General features: G+C 74.8%; 22 protein-coding genes. 20 read left to right on the forward strand and 2 right to left on the reverse strand.

Annotated features, from left to right (window positions below):
• The first annotated feature begins 43 nt into the window (after positions 1-43).
• The 17 genes from EBO36_RS03605 (at position 44) to EBO36_RS03685 (ending at position 14,302) form a co-directional block, all read left to right on the forward strand.
• A complete protein-coding gene (locus EBO36_RS03605) occupies positions 44-814 on the forward strand; it encodes an L-threonylcarbamoyladenylate synthase (protein WP_465253912.1) in 771 nt (256 codons plus the stop codon).
• On the forward strand, positions 811-1,926 hold the full coding sequence (locus tag EBO36_RS03610) for an MraY family glycosyltransferase (protein ID WP_122823405.1): 1,116 nt from the start codon (positions 811-813) through the stop codon (positions 1,924-1,926). Before EBO36_RS03605 ends, EBO36_RS03610 begins: the two co-directional genes overlap by 4 nt.
• Complete coding sequence (locus tag EBO36_RS03615; RefSeq protein ID WP_122823406.1) at positions 1,923-2,387, forward strand: Cg1360 family ATP-synthase-associated protein; 465 nt, start codon at positions 1,923-1,925, stop codon at positions 2,385-2,387. The genes EBO36_RS03610 and EBO36_RS03615 overlap by 4 nt, the downstream gene beginning before the upstream one ends.
• A gap of 55 nt (positions 2,388-2,442) precedes the next feature.
• Entirely contained in the window at positions 2,443-3,309 is an 867-nt protein-coding gene (atpB, locus tag EBO36_RS03620) for a F0F1 ATP synthase subunit A (protein WP_241237130.1), read from the forward strand.
• An 88-nt stretch (positions 3,310-3,397) separates the two neighbouring features.
• Positions 3,398-3,607: an ATP synthase F0 subunit C gene (atpE, locus tag EBO36_RS03625; RefSeq protein ID WP_187695840.1), complete on the forward strand. Its 210-nt coding sequence runs from the start codon at positions 3,398-3,400 to the stop codon at positions 3,605-3,607.
• Entirely contained in the window at positions 3,607-4,191 is a 585-nt protein-coding gene (locus tag EBO36_RS03630) for a F0F1 ATP synthase subunit B (protein ID WP_122823407.1), read from the forward strand. Before atpE ends, EBO36_RS03630 begins: the two co-directional genes overlap by 1 nt.
• Positions 4,191-5,006, forward strand: coding sequence for a F0F1 ATP synthase subunit delta (locus EBO36_RS03635; protein ID WP_122823408.1), 816 nt, complete (start codon positions 4,191-4,193; stop codon positions 5,004-5,006). Before EBO36_RS03630 ends, EBO36_RS03635 begins: the two co-directional genes overlap by 1 nt.
• 96 nt (positions 5,007-5,102) lie before the next feature.
• On the forward strand, positions 5,103-6,725 hold the full coding sequence (gene atpA / locus EBO36_RS03640) for a F0F1 ATP synthase subunit alpha (protein ID WP_122823409.1): 1,623 nt from the start codon (positions 5,103-5,105) through the stop codon (positions 6,723-6,725).
• A gap of 2 nt (positions 6,726-6,727) precedes the next feature.
• Positions 6,728-7,621 (forward strand): F0F1 ATP synthase subunit gamma, encoded by an 894-nt coding sequence (locus EBO36_RS03645; RefSeq protein ID WP_122823410.1) that lies wholly within the window; start codon positions 6,728-6,730, stop codon positions 7,619-7,621.
• Between the two features lie 40 nt (positions 7,622-7,661).
• A complete protein-coding gene (atpD, locus tag EBO36_RS03650) occupies positions 7,662-9,140 on the forward strand; it encodes a F0F1 ATP synthase subunit beta (RefSeq protein WP_122823411.1) in 1,479 nt (492 codons plus the stop codon).
• Between the two features lie 32 nt (positions 9,141-9,172).
• Positions 9,173-9,466, forward strand: a complete 294-nt coding sequence (locus EBO36_RS03655) for a F0F1 ATP synthase subunit epsilon (RefSeq protein WP_122823412.1) — start codon at positions 9,173-9,175, stop codon at positions 9,464-9,466.
• A gap of 14 nt (positions 9,467-9,480) precedes the next feature.
• On the forward strand, positions 9,481-9,900 hold the full coding sequence (locus EBO36_RS03660) for a DUF2550 family protein (RefSeq protein WP_122823413.1): 420 nt from the start codon (positions 9,481-9,483) through the stop codon (positions 9,898-9,900).
• Positions 9,901-9,959: 59 nt separating this feature from the next.
• Positions 9,960-10,655, forward strand: a complete 696-nt coding sequence (gene nucS, locus EBO36_RS03665; RefSeq protein WP_122823414.1) for an endonuclease NucS — start codon at positions 9,960-9,962, stop codon at positions 10,653-10,655.
• A gap of 78 nt (positions 10,656-10,733) precedes the next feature.
• Positions 10,734-11,960 (forward strand): N-acetylglucosamine-6-phosphate deacetylase, encoded by a 1,227-nt coding sequence (locus EBO36_RS03670; protein WP_122823415.1) that lies wholly within the window; start codon positions 10,734-10,736, stop codon positions 11,958-11,960.
• On the forward strand, positions 11,957-13,084 hold the full coding sequence (locus EBO36_RS03675; RefSeq protein ID WP_122823416.1) for a family 1 glycosylhydrolase: 1,128 nt from the start codon (positions 11,957-11,959) through the stop codon (positions 13,082-13,084). Before EBO36_RS03670 ends, EBO36_RS03675 begins: the two co-directional genes overlap by 4 nt.
• Positions 13,085-13,087: 3 nt before the next feature.
• Positions 13,088-13,393: a hypothetical protein gene (locus EBO36_RS03680; protein ID WP_122823417.1), complete on the forward strand. Its 306-nt coding sequence runs from the start codon at positions 13,088-13,090 to the stop codon at positions 13,391-13,393.
• 93 nt (positions 13,394-13,486) lie between these two features.
• On the forward strand, positions 13,487-14,302 hold the full coding sequence (locus EBO36_RS03685) for an alpha/beta fold hydrolase (RefSeq protein ID WP_122823418.1): 816 nt from the start codon (positions 13,487-13,489) through the stop codon (positions 14,300-14,302).
• A gap of 24 nt (positions 14,303-14,326) precedes the next feature.
• On the opposite strand, the gene EBO36_RS03690 is transcribed toward EBO36_RS03685, so the two are convergent.
• The gene (locus tag EBO36_RS03690; RefSeq protein WP_122823419.1) at positions 14,327-14,752 is read right to left on the reverse strand and encodes a hypothetical protein; all 426 of its coding nucleotides are present in this window, start codon (positions 14,750-14,752) and stop codon (positions 14,327-14,329) included.
• Between the two features lie 34 nt (positions 14,753-14,786).
• Here EBO36_RS03690 and EBO36_RS03695 point away from each other — a divergent pair, with 34 nt between their 5' ends.
• Positions 14,787-15,272: a GNAT family N-acetyltransferase gene (locus tag EBO36_RS03695; RefSeq protein WP_244925355.1), complete on the forward strand. Its 486-nt coding sequence runs from the start codon at positions 14,787-14,789 to the stop codon at positions 15,270-15,272.
• An 88-nt stretch (positions 15,273-15,360) separates the two neighbouring features.
• Here the strand turns inward: EBO36_RS03695 and EBO36_RS03700 are convergent, their stop codons facing one another.
• Positions 15,361-16,806 carry a coiled-coil domain-containing protein gene (locus EBO36_RS03700; RefSeq protein ID WP_122823421.1) on the reverse strand — a complete coding sequence of 482 codons (1,446 nt, stop codon included), beginning with the start codon at positions 16,804-16,806 and terminating at the stop codon, positions 15,361-15,363.
• A gap of 246 nt (positions 16,807-17,052) precedes the next feature.
• Between EBO36_RS03700 and EBO36_RS03705 the strand changes: the two genes are divergently transcribed.
• Together EBO36_RS03705 and EBO36_RS03710 are read left to right on the forward strand one after the other, a co-directional pair.
• Positions 17,053-18,561 (forward strand): hypothetical protein, encoded by a 1,509-nt coding sequence (locus EBO36_RS03705; RefSeq protein WP_122823422.1) that lies wholly within the window; start codon positions 17,053-17,055, stop codon positions 18,559-18,561.
• A complete protein-coding gene (locus tag EBO36_RS03710) occupies positions 18,558-19,568 on the forward strand; it encodes a DUF8094 domain-containing protein (RefSeq protein WP_122823423.1) in 1,011 nt (336 codons plus the stop codon). The genes EBO36_RS03705 and EBO36_RS03710 overlap by 4 nt, the downstream gene beginning before the upstream one ends.
• The last annotated feature ends 33 nt before the right edge of the window (positions 19,569-19,601 follow it).

Consider the following 19,601-nt stretch of genomic DNA (forward strand, 5'->3'; position numbering starts at 1 on the left):
CGGTCGGGGCGGTGCAGCGGCCCGGCATGGGAAGATCGTGGCCGTGAGCGTGTACGACTGCACCGACCCGGCCACCCGCGGGCCCGCCCTGGACGAGGCGGTCCACGCCCTCGCCCGTGGCGCCCTCGTCGTCCTGCCGACGGACACGGTCTACGGCATCGCCGCGGACGCCTTCACCCCGCGCGCCGTCGCCGCGCTGCTCGCCGCCAAGGGGCGCGGGCGGCACATGCCGCCGCCCGTCCTGGTCCCGTCCCCGAGCACGGTGGCGGGCCTGGCCACGGACGTGCCCGCTGAGGTCACCGCGCTCGTCGAGCGGTTCTGGCCCGGCCCCCTCACCATCATCTGCCGTGCGCAGCCGTCGCTCGCCTGGGACCTCGGGGAGACCGCCGGCACCGTCGCGCTGCGGATGCCCGACGACGAGGTCGCCCTCGCCCTCCTGGCCCGCACCGGGCCGCTCGCCGTCTCCAGCGCCAACCTCTCGGGCCGCCCGTCGGCCACCACGGCGGAGCAGGCGCAGGAGGACCTCGGCGCCGCCGTCGCCGTCTACCTCGACGGCGGCCCCTCGCGCGGCGGCACGGCCTCCACGATCGTCGACATCACCGGCCCCGTCCCGCGGATCCTGCGGGAGGGCGCCCTGAGCCGGGCGGTCCTCGCCGAGGTGGTGCCCGCGCTCGCGGCGCCCGAGCCAGACCTCGCCGGGCAGGACGCGCCCGCTCCCGCGGCGGACCCCGTCCCGCAGGACGTCCCTCCGGCCGGCGGCGGCCCGGCGGCCGGACCGTCGGACGCGGGCAGGGACGGCCGCGGTCCGCGGTGAGGGTCTACCTGCTGGTCCTCCTCGTCGCCGCCGCGACGACGTTCGTCATGACCCCGGTGGCGCGCCGGCTGGCACGGGTGACCAACGCGCTCACCCCCGTGCGCGCGCGCGACGTCCACACGATCCCCACCCCGCGGCTCGGCGGGCTCGCCATGCTCGCCGGGTTCGCCGTGTCCATGGTGGTCGCCTCACGGGTGCCGTTCCTCGCGGGGGTGTTCGCGGGGAACGAGCCCTGGGCGATCCTCGGCGGCGCGGCGGTCGTGTGCCTGCTCGGGGTCGCCGACGACATCTGGGACCTCGACTGGATGACCAAGCTCGTGGGGCAGGTCCTCGCCGCCGGCCTCATCGCCTGGCAGGGCGTCCAGCTCATCACCTTCCCCGTCGGCGGCGTCACCATCGGCTCCGCCCGGCTCTCGCTCATCGCCACCGTCGTCGTCGTCGTCGCCGCCATCAACGCGGTGAACTTCGTCGACGGCCTCGACGGCCTGGCGGCCGGCATGGTGGGCATCGGCGGCCTGGCGTTCTTCGTCTACACCTACGTGCTCACCCGGATCGACACGCCGAGCGACTACTCGAGCCTCGCCGCGGTGATCATCGTCGCCGTGGTCGGCGTGTGCCTGGGGTTCCTGCCGCACAACTTCTCACCCGCGCGGATCTTCATGGGGGACTCCGGGTCGATGCTCCTCGGCATCACGGTGGCGGCCGCCGGCATCACGGTCACCGGGCAGATCGACCCCGCCGCGTACTCCGCCGGCCAGGTGTTCCCGGCCTTCCTCCCGATCCTGCTGCCGGTGGCGGTCATGCTGCTGCCGCTGCTCGACATGGGTCTGGCCGTGGTCCGGCGGCTGCGGGCCGGGCAGTCGCCCTTCCACGCGGACCGCCTGCACCTGCACCACCGCCTGCTCGCCCTCGGCCACAGCCAGCGGCGGGCCGTCCTCATCATGTACCTGTGGACGACGGTCTTCGCGTTCAGCGCGGCGGCGCTGGCGCTGTTCTCCACCCGCGTCGTCGTCATCGGCGCCGGCGTGGCGGTCGTGCTCGCCGCCGCGGTGACCATCGCCCAGCTCCCCGGCCTTCGACGCCACCGCCCCTCGACGAAAGCGACACCATGACCGAGTCGGACACCACCCGAGCCACCCGCGCCATGTTCCGCACCATCCTGCGGCGCCTCACTGCCCTCGTCGTCGTCCTCGCCGTCGGCGGGGCGCTCATCGGGGGAGTGCTCACCGGGATGCCGGGGGTGTGGGGCGCCCTCATGGCCGCCGGGATCGCGGCGCTCTTCACCCTGGGCACGGCGCTGACGATGCTCCTCACCGCCGACAAGCCGATCTACGTCGCCAGCGGCGCGGGCGTGGGGGCGTGGCTGGTGAAGACGGTCGTCGTCATCATCGTCCTCGTCCTCGTGCGCGACCGGGACTTCTACTCCCCGGGGGTCTTCTTCTGCGTGCTCGTCGTCGCACTCCTCGGGTCCCTGGCCATCGAGTTCTCGGCGATGCTCAAGGCCCGGATCCCCAACGTCGAGCCCGGAGCCGACCCGTGGACCGGCGCGGGGCCCACGGACGGGCCCCGGTAGTCGTGGCGGGCAGCGGCCATAGGTTAGGATTCCCAAGTCCCCGGAACGCTGCGCAGTGGCACGCCTGGGACGCGCCCGACGCACGGCTCTCACCCTGGGGGTAGTTCTGTTCGCCACGCTCGTCCTCGCCGCGACCACGCGCGCCGCTGAGGAGGACTCGGGGTTCCACGCGCCCTCGCTGGCGGACTTCTTCCCCGCCCCGATCCTCTTCGAAGGCACGCTCTTCGAGTTCAACCGGATCACGCTCGTGCGCGTCATCGCCGCGCTCGTCCTCCTCGCCCTGTTCCTGCTGGCGGTCCGCCGCCCGCGCCTCGTCCCGGGGCGCGCCCAGTCGGTCGCCGAGATGGGCCTGGAGTTCGTCCGCAACAGCATCGCCACCGAGGTCCTCGGCAAGGAGCTGGGCCGGCGCTACACGCCGCTGCTCTTCGTCATGTTCTTCGGCATCCTCGCCCTGAACATCACGGGCATCATCCCGTTCCTCAACATCGCGGGGACGTCCGTCATCGGCATGCCGCTGGTGTTCGCCATCGTGGCGTTCGTCGCCTTCGTCGGCGCCGGCATCAAGGCGCACGGCGCGTGGGGCTACCTCAAGACCACGCTGTTCCCGCCGGGCGTCCCGTGGCCGATCTACATCATCCTCGCGCCGATCGAGTTCCTCTCGACCTTCATCCTGCGGCCGGCGACGCTGACGATCCGGCTCCTGGCCAACATGGTCTCGGGGCACCTGCTCCTCGTCCTGTGCTTCTCGGCCACGCACTTCCTCTTCCTGCAGACCACGGGCATCCTCTCCGGCATGGGGGCGCTCACCCTCGCGGCGGGCTTCGCCTTCACGCTGTTCGAGATCTTCATCGCCGCGCTGCAGGCGTACATCTTCGCCCTCCTCACGGCCGTGTACATCAACCTCTCGGTCGAGAGCCACTGAGCCTCGGGCTCGCCGTACTGCACCTCAGCTGCACGACCCGCCCACGCCGGGCAACGCCCGGTCACACCACTGGAAGGAACCGCTCCACATGGAGATCACCGGAGACATCGCAACCATCGGCTACGGTCTCGCGACGCTCGGCCCCGGCATCGGCCTGGGTCTCCTCGTCGCCAAGACGCAGGAGGCGGTGGCGCGTCAGCCTGAGGTCGCCGGCCCGCTGCGCATCAACATGTTCATCGGTATGGCCCTCGTCGAGGCCCTCGGCCTCATCGGCCTGGCCGCCGGCTTCGTCTTCTGATGACTCCCGCAGCCCTCGTCGTGGCGGCGGAGGAGGGGGAGTACAACATCCTCCTCCCCGCCATCTACGACATCGTCTGGTCCCTGCTGATCTTCGGGGTCATCGCGGGCGTGCTGGTCTGGAAGGTCGTCCCGGCTCTGACGAGGATCCTCGACGAGCGCGCCGAGCGCATCGAGGGCGGGCTCAAGCAGGCGGAGACCGCGCAGGCCGAGGCCGCGCAGGCGCGCACGCAGATCGACGCGGAGATCGTCGCCGCGCGGCGTGAGGCCGTCGCCATCCGCGAGCGGGCGCAGGAGGACGGCAAGCAGATCGTCGCCGACGCCCAGGGCAAGGCCCAGGCGGAGGCGGACCGCATCCTCGCGGGTGCCCAGCGTCAGATCGCGGCCGAGCGTCAGCAGGCCGAGATCGCCCTCAAGGCGGACGTCGGCGCGCTGGCGACGACGCTCGCCTCGCGGATCGTCGGCGAGTCCCTCGCCGACGAGGCGCGACGCTCGCGCGTCGTCGACCGTTTCCTCGACGAGCTCGACCAGCAGGCCGCCCCGGCGCCCACCGGCGTGCGGGTGGCCCCAGCGACGGAGGCGTGATGCGCGCGACGAGCCAGACCTCGGTGGCCGCGGCGAGCGAGCGCTGGGAGCCCGTCCTGCGGGCGAGCGGGGAGCGTGCCCGGCAGTTCGGCGAGCAGCTCTTCGCCGTCGCGGACACCCTCGGCGAGTCCGCGTCGCTGCGTCGGGCGCTCGGCGACCCGGCGCGGGACGGCGAGGACAAGTCCCGGCTCGTCGCCTCGCTCTTCGGGGCCCGCGTGGAGCCCGAGGTCGTCGACCTCCTCGGCGGACTCGTCCGCTCGCGGTGGTCCTCCGACGAGGACCTCACCGAGGCCCTCGAGGAGCTCGGCGCCAGCTCCGTGCTGGCCGCCGCGCAGTCACGGGGCGAGCTCGTGCAGGTGGAGGAGGAGATCTTCCTCGTCGACCGGCTGCTCGCCCGCGAGCGTGACCTGCGGCTCGCGCTGTCCGACATGGAGGTCGCCCCCCAGCGGCGCCTCGCCCTCGCGGGGACCGTGCTCGGTGCACGGGTCCTGCCCGAGACCCGGCTCCTCGTGGAGCGGATCGTCCTGGTGCGGCGCGAGTCGTCCCTGACGAGCGCGCTGCGTCGGGTCGGGCAGCTGGCCGCCGCGCGTCGTTCGCGGCTCGTCGCGACGGTCACCGCCGCCGCCCCGCTCAGCCACGCCCAGGAGGAGCGGCTCGCCGAGATCCTCCGCCGGGCGTACGGCCAGGCGGTCCAGGTCAACGTGGGGATCGACCCCGCCGTCATGGGCGGGATCCGGGTGGAGATCGGCGCCGACGTCATCGACGGCACCGTGCTCGCCCGGCTGCAGGATGCTCAGCGCCGGTTCGCCGGCTGAGGACGACCAAGACACCCGCCGGCTGCGTGCAGCGTTCCGCCGGCCCACTGATGAGAACCACCGCGACCGTGCGGTCGCCGAAGCGAAGGAAAGCACATGGCTGAGCTGACGATCAGGCCCGAGGAGATCAGGGCTGCGCTGGACAGCTTCGTGGACTCCTACGAACCCGCCGAGGCGGTGAGCGAGGAGGTCGGGCGCGTCTCCGTCGCCGGTGACGGCATCGCCCGCGTCGAGGGACTCCCCGGCGCCATGGCCAACGAGCTGCTCCGCTTCGAGGACGGCACGCTGGGCCTCGCCCTCAACCTCGACGTCCGCGAGATCGGCGTCGTCGTCCTGGGCGAGTTCGCCGGGATCGAGGAGGGCCAGGCCGTCCACCGCACGGGCGAGGTCCTCTCCGTCGCCGTCGGTGACGGGTACCTCGGGCGCGTCATCGACCCCGTGGGCAACCCCATCGACGGCCTCGGCGAGATCGCCACCGAGGGTCGCCGCGCCCTCGAGCTCCAGGCGCCCGGCGTCATGGCGCGCAAGAGCGTCCACGAGCCGCTGCAGACCGGCATCAAGGCGATCGACTCGATGATCCCGATCGGGCGCGGCCAGCGTCAGCTCATCATCGGCGACCGCGGCACCGGCAAGACGGCCATCGCCATCGACACGATCCTCAACCAGAAGGCGAACTGGGACAGCGGCGACCCGGACAAGCAGGTCCGCTGCATCTACGTCGCCGTCGGCCAGAAGGGCTCGACGATCGCGTCGGTCCGTGCGGCGCTCGAGAACGCCGGGGCGCTGGAGTACACGACCATCGTCGCGGCCCCCGCGTCCGACCCGGCCGGCTTCAAGTACATCGCCCCCTACACCGGCTCGGCCATCGGCCAGCACTGGATGTACCAGGGCAAGCACGTCCTCATCGTCTTCGACGACCTGTCCAAGCAGGCCGAGGCCTACCGCGCCGTGTCGCTCCTCCTGCGCCGCCCGCCGGGCCGCGAGGCGTACCCCGGTGACGTGTTCTACCTGCACTCCCGCCTCCTCGAGCGCTGCGCGAAGCTCTCCGACGCGCTGGGTGGCGGCTCGATGACGGGGCTCCCGCTCATCGAGACGAAGGCGAACGACGTCTCGGCGTACATCCCGACGAACGTCATCTCCATCACCGACGGCCAGATCTTCCTCCAGTCGGACCTCTTCAACGCCGACCAGCGTCCCGCCGTCGACGTCGGCATCTCCGTCTCCCGAGTCGGCGGTGCGGCCCAGGTCAAGGCGATGAAGTCGGTCTCCGGCACGCTGAAGCTCGACCTCGCGCAGTACCGGGCGATGGAGTCGTTCTCCATGTTCGCCTCCGACCTCGACCCGACGTCGCGCCAGCAGCTCACCCGGGGTGCCCGCCTCATGGAGCTGCTCAAGCAGCCGCAGTACTCGCCGTACCCGGTCGAGGACCAGGTCGTCTCGATCTGGGCCGGCACGAAGGGCTACCTCGACGACGTCGAGGTCTCCGACGTCGGCCGGTTCGAGACGGGGCTCATCGAGCACCTGCGTCGCCACACGGACGTCCTCCCGACGATCGCGACCACGGGCAAGCTCGACGAGACGACGACGGAGGCCCTGCGCGCCGCCGTCGAGGCGTTCCGCGCCGACTTCCTGGCCGGGGTGGGCGGCACTGCCGGCGACGACGAGGGTGCAGACGCCAACGTCGAGCAGGAGCAGATCGTCCGGACCAGGCGGGGCTGAGCGTGGGCGCGCAGCAGCGCGTCTACCGTCAGCGGATCCGCTCGACGCAGACGCTCAAGAAGATGTTCCGCGCGATGGAGCTCATCGCCGCCTCGCGGATCAGCGGGGCGCGCGACCGCGCCGTCAAGGCCAGCCCGTACGCCCTCGCGCTCACGCGGGCGGTGTCCGCCGTCGCCACCCACGCGACGACGGACCACCCGCTCCTGCGCGAGCGCACCGACACCAACCGGGTGGCGGTCCTCGTCCTCACCGCCGACCGCGGCATGGCCGGGGCCTACACGGCCTCGGTGCTGCGGGCGGCGGAGCGGCTCACCGAGCGGCTCGCCGAGGAGGGCAAGGAGGTCGAGCTCTACGTCGTCGGCCGCCGCGGCATCAGCTACTACACGTTCCGGGGACGCCGGATCGTCGCCAGCTGGGCCGGGGAGTCGGACAAGCCCAGCGCCGGGCTCGCGCGGGAGATCGCCGAGACGATGCTGAGCGCGTTCGAGGCGCCGGCGGGGGAGGGCGGCGTGGGCGAGCTCCACATCGTCTTCACCAAGTTCGTCTCCATGGTCACCCAGGAGCCGTTCGTGCGGCGGATGCTCCCGCTCGAGGTCGTCGAGGGTGTCACCCCTCCCGGCGCGGCGCCGCTTCCCCTGTACGAGTTCGAGCCGTCCGCGGACGTTGTGCTCGACCAGCTCCTCCCGCTGTACGTCCGCAGCCGCATCCACAACGCACTCCTCCAGGCCGCCGCGTCCGAGCTGGCCGCCCGGCAGAGCGCCATGCACACCGCCACCGAGAACGCCGAAGAGCTCATCCGCACGTACACGCGGCAGGCGAACTCGGCCCGCCAGGCGGAGATCACCCAGGAGCTCACCGAGATCGTCTCGGGAGCCGACGCGCTCGCCGCCAGCTGAGCGCACGACCCCGCCGGCAGCAACACGAAGGATGACGAACATGAGCACCACCGCAACGGACATCCGCGCCGAGCACGCCTCCACGCCCGGCGTGGGGCGCATCGCGCGCGTCACCGGCCCGACGGTCGACATCGAGTTCCCGCCCGACGCCATCCCGCCGATGTACCACGCGCTCGTCGCGACGGTGGACCTCAGCGCGCAGGGCGAGGACGAGGGCACGATCGAGATGACGTTCGAGGTCGCGCAGCACCTCGGCGACAACATGATCCGCGCCGTGGCGCTCAAGCCCACCGACGGCCTCGTGCGCGGGATGGAGGTGCGCGACACCGGCGGGCCGATCACCGTCCCCGTCGGCGACGTCACCCTGGGCCACGTCTTCAACGTCACCGGTGAGCCGCTCAACCTCGTCGAGGGTGAGCGCCTCGAGGTGACCGAGCGCTGGCCGATCCACCGCAAGCCCCCGGCCTTCGACCAGCTCGAGCCGAAGACCCAGATGTTCGAGACCGGCATCAAGGTCATCGACCTGCTCACCCCGTACGTCCTCGGCGGCAAGATCGGCCTGTTCGGCGGCGCCGGCGTGGGTAAGACGGTGCTCATCCAGGAGATGATCCACCGCGTCGCGCAGAACCACGGCGGCGTCTCCGTGTTCGCCGGCGTCGGCGAGCGCACGCGTGAGGGCAACGACCTCATCGAGGAGATGGGGGAGTCCGGTGTCCTCGGGAAGACCGCGCTGGTCTTCGGCCAGATGGACGAGCCGCCGGGCACGCGTCTGCGCGTGGCCCTGTCCGGCCTGACGATGGCGGAGTACTTCCGCGACGTCCAGAAGCAGGACGTGCTCCTCTTCATCGACAACATCTTCCGGTTCACGCAGGCCGGCTCGGAGGTCTCCACGCTGCTGGGCCGCATGCCCTCCGCGGTGGGCTACCAGCCCAACCTCGCGGACGAGATGGGCGTGCTCCAGGAGCGCATCACCTCCACCCGTGGGCACTCCATCACCTCGCTCCAGGCGATCTACGTGCCGGCCGACGACTACACCGACCCGGCCCCGGCGACGACCTTCGCGCACCTCGACGCGACCACGGAGCTCTCCCGCGAGATCGCCTCGCGCGGCCTCTACCCGGCCGTGGACCCGCTGACCTCGACGTCGCGCATCCTCGACCCCCGGTACGTGGGCGAGGAGCACTACGCGGTCGCCACGCGCGTGAAGTCGATCCTGCAGAAGAACAAGGAGCTGCAGGACATCATCGCCATCCTCGGCATCGACGAGCTGTCGGAGGAGGACAAGGTCACGGTCAACCGGGCCCGCCGGATCCAGCAGTTCCTGTCGCAGAACACCTACATGGCGCAGAAGTTCACCGGCGTCGAGGGCTCCACCGTGCCCCTGTCGGAGACCGTCGAGGCGTTCAAGAAGATCGTCGAGGGCGACTTCGACCACATCGCCGAGCAGGCCTTCTTCAACATCGGCGGCCTCGAGGACCTCGAGCGCAACTGGGCCCGCCTCCAGGCCGAAGCCCGCTGAGCCGGCGTGACGACGACGAAGGGAACGGCGACGTGGCGCTGACCGTGCACATCGTGGGACCGGAGCGGACGCTGTGGCACGGGGAGGCGAGCGGCGTCAGCGTGCCCGCCCACGACGGTGACATGGGGATCCTCTCGGGCCACCAGCCCGTGCTCGCCGTGCTGCGGCCCGGCCACGTGCGCATCACGCCGACCGGTGGCGGTGCGGCGGAGGTCGTCGACGTCGCCGGGGGCTTCTGCTCCGTGGACGACGACGTCGTCATGGTGGTCGTCGACAACCCCGACGAGCCGCGCGCGGGGGACACCGAAGCCGCGGCCGGGCGCTGATACCCGGACGCGTCATGGGCTGGCTGGGTGTGGTCCTGCTCGCCCTGCTCCTCGTCGTGGTCCTCGCGGGCGCGCTGCTGCTGTGGCGCGCCCGCGCCCTCGGCCGGCGCGTGGGCTCGTTCGAGTGCGCCCGCCGGATCGACGGGGCATGGCGCTCGGGCATCGCGAGCTACGGCGCCGGCCGCCTGGACTGGCACCGGCTCGTCTCGCTCTCCTGGCACCCGGCGGCGCGCTGGCGCCGACGGGACCTCGTGCTGGTGGGCTGGGACCAGCGGGTGCGGCCCGGTGGGCCGAGCCACGTCGTCGAGGCGCGCTTCGCCTGCGCGGACGCGACGTTCGAGCTGGCCATGCGGGCCGAGGCGTTCGCCGGGATGACGAGCTGGCTGGAGGCGACCCCGCCCAGCGAGCGTGGGCTGGTCTACTCCGAGGACTGACCCGCTCGCAAGGACCCGACGACCCGCCGTAACGCCGCAACCACCAGGGAGGACCATCCGTGCGCACCGTCGTCGCGACGTGCTCGGTCGACTACACCGGGCGCCTCGACGCGCACCTGCCGCTGGCGACCCGGCTGCTCATGGTCAAGGCGGACGGGTCGGTCCTGGTCCACTCCGACGGCGGCTCGTACAAGCCGCTCAACTGGATGAGCCCGCCGTGCAAGGTGGCGGTGTCCGCGCCCGACGCCGACGCTGGCGCCGCGGGGGTCACCCAGGTGTGGACCGTGCAGAGCACCAAGGGCGACGACCGCCTGGTGATCTCGATCCACGAGGTGCTGCACGACGCGACGTTCGACCTCGGCGTCGACCCCGGGCTGGTCAAGGACGGGGTCGAGGCACACCTGCAGGAGCTGCTCGCCGAGCAGATCGACCTCCTCGGTCCCGGCCACCGCCTGGTGCGACGGGAGTTCCCGACGGCGATCGGCCCGGTGGACATCATGGCGCGCGACGCCGGCGGGGCGAGCGTCGCCGTGGAGATCAAGCGCCGCGGGGACATCGACGGCGTCGAGCAGCTCACGCGCTACCTCGAGCTCCTCAACCGTGACCCGCTCCTCGCGCCGGTCCGGGGGGTCTTCGCCGCCCAGGAGATCAAGCCCCAGGCGCGCGTCCTCGCCACCGACCGGGGCATCCGCTGCGTCGTCCTCGACTACAACGCCATGCGCGGCCTGGACGACCCCGGCACCCGGCTCTTCTAGGGCGAGCGGACCGCGTCCGGACCGGCAGGCCGGGACCTCCTGCCCGGCGCGCACCGGCATCGGGGGGAGAATAGGCGTATGACCCCCGAACCCGTCCTCGCCCTCCGCGGGCGCGTCGTCGCCCCCTCCACCGTCATCGACGACGGCGTCGTCGTCCTCCAGGGCGAGCGCATCGCCTTCGTCGGCACGCGCGCCGACGCCGCGGGAGCCGGCTGGCAGGAGGCCGTCGAGGCCGCCGCCCCGGCCGCGGAGGGCGCGCTCGTCCTGCCGGGGCTCGTGGACGTCCACAACCACGGCGGCGGCGGGGCCAGCTTCCCCGACGCGGAGGACGCGGCCACCGCCCAGGTCGCCATCGACGAGCACCGTCGGCACGGCACCACCTCCCTGGTGGCGTCCCTCGTCACCGCCACCCCGGACGTCCTGCGCCAGCGCGTGCAGGTCCTCGCGGACCTGGCCGACGCCGGGGAGCTCGCCGGGATCCACTTCGAGGGGCCGTTCATCTCCGCCGAGCGGTGCGGGGCGCAGAACCCGGCGGCCATCCAGGAGCCGGATGCGGCCCTCACCGCGGAGCTGCTCGAGCTCGGCCGCGGCCACGTCGTCACCATGACCCTGGCCCCCGAGGCGCCGGGCGTCCGCGGCACCGACGGCGTGGTGGCGGCGCTCGTCGCGGGCGGCGCCCTGCCATCCTTCGGGCACACCGTCGCCACCGCCGCGCAGACGCGCGCGGCACTCGCTGAGACCGTCGAGCTGCTCGCCGGCACGCCGGGGGCCCGCTCCGCGCGAGCGACCGTCACCCACCTGTTCAACGGCATGAACCCCATGCACCACCGCGCGCCCGGGCCGATCCCGGAGTTCCTCGCCGCCGCCTCCCACGGGGACCTCCTCGTCGAGCTCATCGACGACGGCACCCACATCGACCCCGAGCTCGGCCGGGCCGTCTTCGAGCTCGTGGGCCGGGACAACGTCCTCCTCGTCACCGACGCCATGGCCGCCGCCGGCATGCCCGACGGGTCCTACCAGCTCGGCTCGCTCGCCGTCACGGTCGCCGACGGCGTCGCGCGCCTCACCGGCGGGGAGTCCATCGCGGGCGGCACCGCACACCTCCTCGACGTCGTCCGCTCGTGCGTGGCCGGCGGCGTCCCGCTCGTCGACGCCGTCTACGCCGCCTCTGTGACGCCGGCCGGTGTGCTCGGCCGCACCGACATCGGCGCGCTCGAGGCCGGGCGGCGTGCCGACGTCGTCGTCACCGATGCGGAGCTGCGCCCGGTGCGGGTGCTCCGCGGCGGGATCGACCAGGGACGGTGACCGCCCTACGGTGGGCCGCCGCCGGTGCGACGCCCGACCCCCGGGTCGTCGAGGCCGTGGCCGGCCTCGGTGTCGACGCCTACCGCCTCACCCTGTCCTGGGCACGCCTGCAGCCGGCGCCGGACGGGCCGCTCGACGATCGCGAGCTCGACCGGCTCCGGGCGGCGACCCGCGCCCTGCGCCGCGCGGGCGTCGACCCGGTGATCGCCCTGGGCCACGACGCGCCGCTCGGTGCGGGCTGGGGCGACCGGGCGACGGCGCAGGCCTACGGGCGGCTCGCCGGCCGGGTCGCCGGCGCCCTCGGCGACGACGTCGCCGCCTGGACCACCCTCACCCGGCCGTGGCGCCTCGCCTTCGCGGCCCCCACGGGCGCGGAGGCCCTCGCCGCGGCGCACCACCTCAGCCTCGGGCACGGCCTCGCGGCCGCCGCCGTGCGCGCGGAGCTCGGGGCGGCCGCGGTGGTCGGCGTCGAGCTGGACCTCCACGTCACCCACCCGGCCAACGCCACGTCCTCGGGCGACCTCGAGGCGGTCGCCCGCATCGACGCCGCCGGCAACCACGTCTTCCTCGGTCCGGTGCTCGACGGCAGCTACCCGGTGCGCCTGCGTCGCCAGACGGTCGGCGCGAGCGACTGGTCGTTCGTCCGCCCCGGCGACCTCGAGGTGACCCGGCAGCGGGTGGACGTGCTCGGGGTGAGCTACGACGGCAGCCGCCTCGTGCGCCGTGGCCCCGGCAACGGCGGGGCGCCCTGGGTGGGCGCCGACGACGTCGAGCACGTCGCCGGCCCTGGGCCCGACGGGCTGTTCCCGGACCCCGAGGGGCTCACCGAGCTCCTCACGGCCCTCGACAACGCCTACCCCGAGCTCCCGCTCGTCGCCGTCCCCACCCTCACCGGGACCGGGACGGCAGCCGTCGGGCACGCGCGCGCGCTCGTCGCGGCGACCGCTGAAGCGGGGGCTGCCGGCGCCGGCGTGCGCGGCTTCGTCGCCGGTCCCGCGGTCGGTGGCCCTGGCGAGGACGGGCTGCTCCGCGAGGCGGGCGGCGCCCTCGTGCCGACCGAGCTGGGGCAGTGGTACGCCGCCACGGTCCGTGCCGGTGCCCCGACGACGCGCTCGGTGGGCTGAGGCGTGCCCTCCTCCCGTCGTTCGCAGCGGCGCCCGTACAGCCAGGGCCACACCCCGCTGGACCCCGACCGGCTGCGCGGCATCGCCCGCACCGAGCACGGGCCCGGCGGCGAGGAGTACGTCGTCCGGCAGGTCCGTGGCTCCGAGAAGGCCTACCGGTGCCCGGGCTGCGACCAGCTCGTCCCGCCGGGCGTCTCGCACGTCGTCGCCTGGCCGTCCGACCACCTGCTGGGCGCGCAGGCCGCGCTCGCCGACCGTCGGCACTGGCACACCTCGTGCTGGTCGGGGCGGCGGCGACCCACGCGCTGAGCCCCGCGGAGCGGCCCCCGGGGCGGGGGCGCGCGACGGCGGCCGGGTCCGGGGTGCGCTGCGCCGCCGGCGGGTGGGTGCCATCCTCGGGCCATGGACCTCGCACTCCACCGCCACGGCCCCGCCGACGGCGTCCCCCTCGTCCTGCTCCACGCGTTCCCGTTCGACTCGCGGATGTGGGACGGCGTCCTCGCGCACCTGCCCCACGACGTCCCCGTCCTCACGCTCGACGCCCCCGGGTTCGGGGACTCGCCCGCCTTCGACGTCGTCGCGGGTGCGCTCGGGCGGCGCGGCGAGCCCTCGCTCGAGACCTGCGCCGACGCCGTCGCCGCCACGCTGCGGGGGGCCGGCGTGGAGCGGGCCGTCGTCGCCGGGCTGTCCATGGGCGGGTACACCCTGCTGGCGCTCGCCGAGCGCCACCGCTCGCTGCTCGCCGCCGTCGGGCTGCTCGACACGAAGGCGGAGGCGGACACCGACGAGGCGCGCGCCAAGCGCCTGCGGGTCGCCGACGAGGCGGCGACCCGGGGGGCCGACGTCGTCGCGGGCTCCCTCGAGGACATGCTGGCGCCCGGGACGCGGGCGGAGCGCCCCGACGTCGTCGCGCGCGTGCGGACGTGGCTGGCGCAGGCGCCGCCGGCCGGGATCGCGTGGGCGCAGCGGGCCATGGCGGCGCGGCCCGCGCGGCTCACCGCCCTGGAGGACCTCGAGGTGCCCGGCCTCGTCCTGCGCGGGGCGCAGGACACCCTGAGCCCGCAGGAGGCGGCCGAGGCGATGGTCCAGCGCCTGTCGGCCGGCGGGGAGCTGGTCGTCGTCCCGCGCGCCGCCCACCTCAGTGCGGTGGAGGACCCAGCGGCCGTGGCCGCCGCCCTCGCCCGCCTGCACGCCCGCGCCGTCGGCCACCGCCCGTAGGAGCGGGCCCGGGGGACGGCGAGGTCAGTCCCGCGGGGCGCGGTCCCAGCCCGGCAGCAGCCGCTCGAGGGCGTCGGGGAGGTCGATGGACTCCCCGTCCTTGCCGCCGGCGCCGAGCACCATCGGCGGCGGGGTCTCGCGCAGCTCCACCCCGCGCAGCCGCTCGCGGAGGCCGAGGGGGGCCGTGAGGACGTAGAACCGGCCGTCCGTGCCCAGGCCCGCCGCGCGGTCCGCCCGCAGGTACCAGCCGGTGACGTCGCTGCGCGCCGAGCCGGCGCCGCCGTACCCGCGGACGCGGAGAGGTTCGGCGGGAAGCCTCTCGCGGGCGACCGCCGCGAAGCGCTCGAGCAGCGCGCGCGCCCGCGCGTGCTCGGCCTCCTGCCGGCGGGCGAGCATGTCCGCGTGCACCGCCGCGGCCTCGCGCCGATCGTCCGACCAGCTCGTCGTCATCGCCCCAGGCTACGCGCGCCCTACGCTGGTCGCCGTGACCGCGCCCCACGCCCGCATCCGCCCCGCCACCGCCGACGACGCCGCTGGGCTCGCCGCCCTCCAGGCGACCTGCTGGCGGCAGACCTACGCCGGGACCGTGCCCGAGCACGTGCTCGCCGACCGGGAGCGCACGGGCCTGGAGTGGTGGCAGCGCCGGCTCGCCGACCCCGGTGGCGCCAGCACGTGGGTGGCGACGCGCGCGGGGGAGCTCCTCGGGTTCGCCGTCGCTGAGGCGGTCGGCCCGGGAGACGTGCGCCCGCTCCGGCTCCGCGCGCTCTACGTCCTCGCGCAGGAGCACGGCACGGGCCTCGGCCAGGCCCTCCTCGACACCGCGGTCGGGGACGCCCCGTGCTTCCTCTGGGTCGCCGAGGAGAACCCCCGCGCCCACGCGTTCTACCGCCGCAACGGCTTCGAGCCGGACGGCGCCCGCGAGATCGCCGAGCGCTGGGGAGGCGTCGCGGGCGTGCGGCTGGTGCGCTGACCGCACCGGCCGGGCGCGTGCGCCGTGGAGCCCGCGTGCGTGCGCCGCGCGCGCCCGCGCTGCGCCTTAGGCTGCGGGCGCCCGGACCCTAGGCCCGCGGCTTGCGGCCGCGCGGCTTCTCGGCCGCAGGCTGGTCGACGGCCTCGATGACCGTCGTGTCGTCCACCGCCTCGAAGGTGGCCGTTGCGTCGACCGGCTCCAGGGTCGCCGTGTCGTCCGGCAGGGCAGCGACCGTCGGGGCAGCGACCGTCGCGGCGGGAGCGTCCTGGGCCGGTGCCCCGGCGGCGTCGTCGGGGGCCTCCGTCGCCACCGCTGGGTCGGCGGGTGCCGCGGCACCGTGGTCGTCGGCGGGGCCGCCCGGCGCGGCGGGGGCCGCGTCCTCCGTGGCGCCGACGTGCTCGGCGAGGGCACCGCGCAGACCGGCGACGTACTCGGCGATGTCCTCGCGCTGCCGGGCGAGAGCGGCCACCTCGCGCTCGGCGGCGGCGCGGTCCGCCTCGGCTGCCGCGCGTGCCTCGGCCCGCAACCGGTCGGCCGCCTGGGCCGCCTCCGCGGCGAGGCGGTCCGCCTCGACCCGGGCGGCATGCAACCGGTGCGCGGCCTGGGTGTCGGCGTCGGTGAGGACGGCCTCGGCGCGCTGCAGCGCCTCGGCCACCCGGGCCTCGGCGGCGGCCGCCCGGGCTTCGGCGTCGGCGACGAGCGCATCGCTGGCGGCACGCGCCTGGGCGTGCGCGGCCGCGTTCGCCCGCTCGGCCGCCTCCCGGCTGACGACGATCTCCTGCTCGGCCTCGACCTGCGTGCGGCGCGCGGCGGCGCGCGCCTCGTCGAGGAGTCGTTGGGCCTCGGCCCGCAGCTCGGCGGCCTCGCTGCGCGCCTGGCTCGCCTCCGCGTGGAGCCGGCCGGCCTCCGCCGTCACGGCCGCGCTCTGGGCCTCCGCGTCCGCGCGCAGCTGGGTGGTGGCGGTGGCGGCTTCGGCCCGTAGGACGGCCAGCTCATGCTCGAGCCCGGCGCGCCGGGTGGCCTCGGCCTGACGGGCCGCGTCCGTGATGCGTGCGGCCTCGCGCTCGGCCGAGCCGACGAGCTCCTGGGCGCGGCGGGCCGCCGCGTCCAGGGTGGTGCGGGCCTGTGCCCCGGAGCGCTCGAGGATCTCGCCCGCCTCGCGGCGCGCGGCGCCGACCCGTGCAGCGGCTTCGGCCTCGGCGCGGTCGGTGAGGTCGGCAGCCTGGGCGCGGGCGCCGGCCAGGTGCCGGGCGGCCTCCGCCTCGGCGCGTTCCACGACCCCGGAGGACTGCTCCTCCGCCGAGCGGAGGAGCTGCTCGATGCGCGCGCCGAGCCCGGTGTAGGTGGGGCGCTCGTGCTCGCGGAGGGTGCGCTGGGCCTCCGAGAGCTCTCCCGCGAGGTGCATGGTGCGCTCGTCCAGGGCCGCCACCTGGGCACGGGCCCCCGCCAGCGCCTCCTCCAGCTCGTGCATCCGCTGGTCGACCTGGGCGCGGTCATACCCCCGCATGACCACCGGGAAGGCGTCCTCGGTCATGGATCCTCCTGTCGCCGGGCCGGAGTACGACAGCGTATCCGCGTCCACGGTGCCCGACCCCTCGGGCGGGCGGCCCGCCCGGCGGAGGGCGGGGGGCGGCCGTGGCGAGCGGCCGGCACCGGGCGCCCCGCGTACCGCCCGCACCCTTTTGATCACGGTTGGGTAACACACCGGGGCAAAGGACGGCGTATCCTGGCATGTCGTCCGCACCCGCGGGCGATCCCCGACGTCAGGACTGCATCACTCGTGAAACGCCGGACCGTCTCGATCGCACTTGTCGCCCTCGGTGTCGTCGCCCTCGTGCTGGCAATCGCCTCCGCGACCGTGCTGCGCTCTTCCGACATCGTCTCCCTCAGCCTCCCGGAGCGTCCCGAGGCGCCCGTCGTCATCACCGAGGCAGGCGTGCTCGACGCCGTCTCGAGCTCGGTGACGGTGCGCGCCACGGCCGCCGACGACGAGCCCGTGACGCTCGCCGTCGGCCGCACGGAGGACGTCGAGGCGTGGGTGGACGGCGCCGAGCACGTGCGCATCACCGGGCTCTCGTCCTGGGAGGAGCTCACGCTCGAGGACGTCACCGCCTCGCCCGAGGACCCGACGGACACGGGCGCCACGGCCACCCCGACGCCGACGGCCACCCCGACGGACGCGGCCGACGCGGCCACCGCCGCCGGCGTCCCCGCGCCGGCGGGCTCCGACCTGTGGGTCGTGGAGGTCACCGGCGAGGGCTCGGTCGAGCTCGACTGGGTCGATATGCCGGGCCGCTGGAGCCTTGTCGCGGCCACGGACGGCACCGGGCCCGCGCCGGAGGTCGAGCTCGAGTGGGGCCGCGAGGCCGGCACGCCGTGGCTCGTCCCGGGCATCATCCTCGGGCTCCTGCTGCTGGCTGCCGGGGTGACGCTGCTCGTCCTGGACGCGCGCGCCGCCCGCGAGGCCCGCCGTCCCGCCGGTGACGGAACGACCGCGCGCACGTCCGTCGTCGCGTCCGCGAGCGGCGAGCGGCTCTCCCGCCGCGAGCTCCGTGACCGCGAGCGCGAGGAGGCCGAGGCCGCGCGCCTGGCGGCCGCCGGGGTGCCCCCGGTGCCCGTCGCGCCGGACCGGGTGCCGGTCGCGGACGGGGCCGAGGTCGACACGCAGCCCGGCGACGCCGAGCTGCCTGCGGCCGGGACCGACGCCGAGCGGCCTGCGGCCGGGACCGACGCCGAGCTGCCTGCGGCCGGGACCGACGCCGAGCCCGTCGACGGCACCGCCGTCGTCGTGGACGACACCCGGGCGGGTACGGACACCAGGCCGACCGTCGCCGACGCCGACGCCGACGCCGACGCCGACTCCACCGATGACGCGGTCGATGCCGAGCCCGCGGACGACCCGGCCGAGGCCGACGTCGCCGACGACACCCTGATCGTCGCCACCGAGTCGGCCCACGACGCGACCGAGGCCGGCGTCGCGGACGACGCGGCGGCCCACGAGACCGCCGCGGCGCGCGAGACCGAGGCGGCCGACGAGCCCGCCGTCGTCCAGGCGCGGGCGGCGGCTGACGCCGACGCGGCGGCCGACGCCGAGCTCACCGGCACCCCCGGCGCCACCGGCACCCCCGGCGCCACCGAGAGCACCGAGACCACCGCGGTCCGCGGCGGCCGGTGGGAGCGCCTGCGCCGCCGCGGCAGCACCAGCCAGAACGACGAGGCCAAGACCAGCCAGAACGACGAGGGCACGGACGGGAACCAGCCGCCGAGCACCGAGGGGAGGACGACATGACCACGAACTCATGGACGCGCCGAGGCGCACGGACGGCGGCGGCCGCCGTCGTCGTCCTCTCGCTGGGCGCCTGCGCCGGCGAGGTGCCCCAGCCCGACCCCGACCCGGTCGCCAGCACGCCCGCTCCCGTCCTCGACGAGGACCGCATCGACCGGGTGCTCGCCGACATCGACGAGACGATCGCCGAGGCCGACGCCGCGCTCGACCCGGCCCTGCTCGCGGAGCGCTTCAGCGGTCCCGCGCTCGCCATGCGGGAGGCGGAGTACCGGCTCGCCGCGGCGTCCGACGGCGAGTACACACCCACGCCGCTCACCACGGACAGCCAGGTCGAGGTGGTGGCGGCGACCGACACGTGGCCGCGGACCGTCCTCGTCGTCTCCCACCCGCCGGAGGGGTCGAACCTCCCGCTGCTGATCGCCCTCACCCAGCCCGATGCCCGCAGCCAGTACACCGTGTGGCTCTGGACCCGGTTGCTGCCGGGGGTGGCGACGCCGCCCACCGCGAACCCGGAGACCGGCAGCACGCCGCTGGCCGGCGACGCCGAGGGCCTGCGGGCGACGCCCGACGAGACTCTCGCCGCGTACGCCGAGACGCTCAACAACCCGGACAGCGCGAACGCCGGCCTGTTCGCCGAGGACGCCTACAAGACGGCGTACCGGGAGGAGCTCACCACCCTCGCCGCCACCATCGAGGCGGCCGGTTCCGTCGCACGCACCAACGAGGTCATCCCCGGTAGCGTCGCGGCGCTGTCCACCTCCGACGGCGGCGCCATCGTCGTGGGGGCGCTGCGCTCCCAGCTGACGCTGAGCCGCACCGTCGAGGGTGCGACCCTCCACGCCGGGGGCTCGATCGGCACGCTCCTGGGTGACGACACGATCGTCGAGAACGCCGTCGACGGCGTCTACGACGTCACGCTGGCGTTCCACGTGCCGCCGGCGGACAGCGACGAGCCGATCGAGGTGCTCGGTGCCGACCAGATCCTCGTCGAGGTCGTCGAGCAGGAGTAACGTCCGCGCGGACGTGACGGTGAACGAACGAGG

It is taken from the genome of Georgenia faecalis, assembly GCF_003710105.1.
Lineage (GTDB): Bacteria > Actinomycetota > Actinomycetes > Actinomycetales > Actinomycetaceae > Georgenia_A > Georgenia_A faecalis.

Bases quoted from the DNA above. Each gene is read 5' to 3' on its own strand.
- EBO36_RS03615 (WP_122823406.1), top strand. From the start codon at position 1,923: ATGACCGAGTCGGACACCACCCGAGCCACCCGCGCCATGTTCCGCACC.
- atpE (WP_187695840.1), top strand. From the start codon at position 3,398: ATGGAGATCACCGGAGACATCGCAACCATCGGCTACGGTCTCGCGACG.
- EBO36_RS03630 (WP_122823407.1), top strand. From the start codon at position 3,607: ATGACTCCCGCAGCCCTCGTCGTGGCGGCGGAGGAGGGGGAGTACAAC.
- EBO36_RS03635 (WP_122823408.1), top strand. From the start codon at position 4,191: ATGCGCGCGACGAGCCAGACCTCGGTGGCCGCGGCGAGCGAGCGCTGG.
- atpA (WP_122823409.1), top strand. From the start codon at position 5,103: ATGGCTGAGCTGACGATCAGGCCCGAGGAGATCAGGGCTGCGCTGGAC.
- atpD (WP_122823411.1), top strand. From the start codon at position 7,662: ATGAGCACCACCGCAACGGACATCCGCGCCGAGCACGCCTCCACGCCC.
- EBO36_RS03660 (WP_122823413.1), top strand. From the start codon at position 9,481: ATGGGCTGGCTGGGTGTGGTCCTGCTCGCCCTGCTCCTCGTCGTGGTC.
- EBO36_RS03670 (WP_122823415.1), top strand. From the start codon at position 10,734: ATGACCCCCGAACCCGTCCTCGCCCTCCGCGGGCGCGTCGTCGCCCCC.
- EBO36_RS03685 (WP_122823418.1), top strand. From the start codon at position 13,487: ATGGACCTCGCACTCCACCGCCACGGCCCCGCCGACGGCGTCCCCCTC.
- EBO36_RS03690 (WP_122823419.1), bottom strand. From the start codon at position 14,752: ATGACGACGAGCTGGTCGGACGATCGGCGCGAGGCCGCGGCGGTGCAC.
- EBO36_RS03700 (WP_122823421.1), bottom strand. From the start codon at position 16,806: ATGACCGAGGACGCCTTCCCGGTGGTCATGCGGGGGTATGACCGCGCC.
- EBO36_RS03710 (WP_122823423.1), top strand. From the start codon at position 18,558: ATGACCACGAACTCATGGACGCGCCGAGGCGCACGGACGGCGGCGGCC.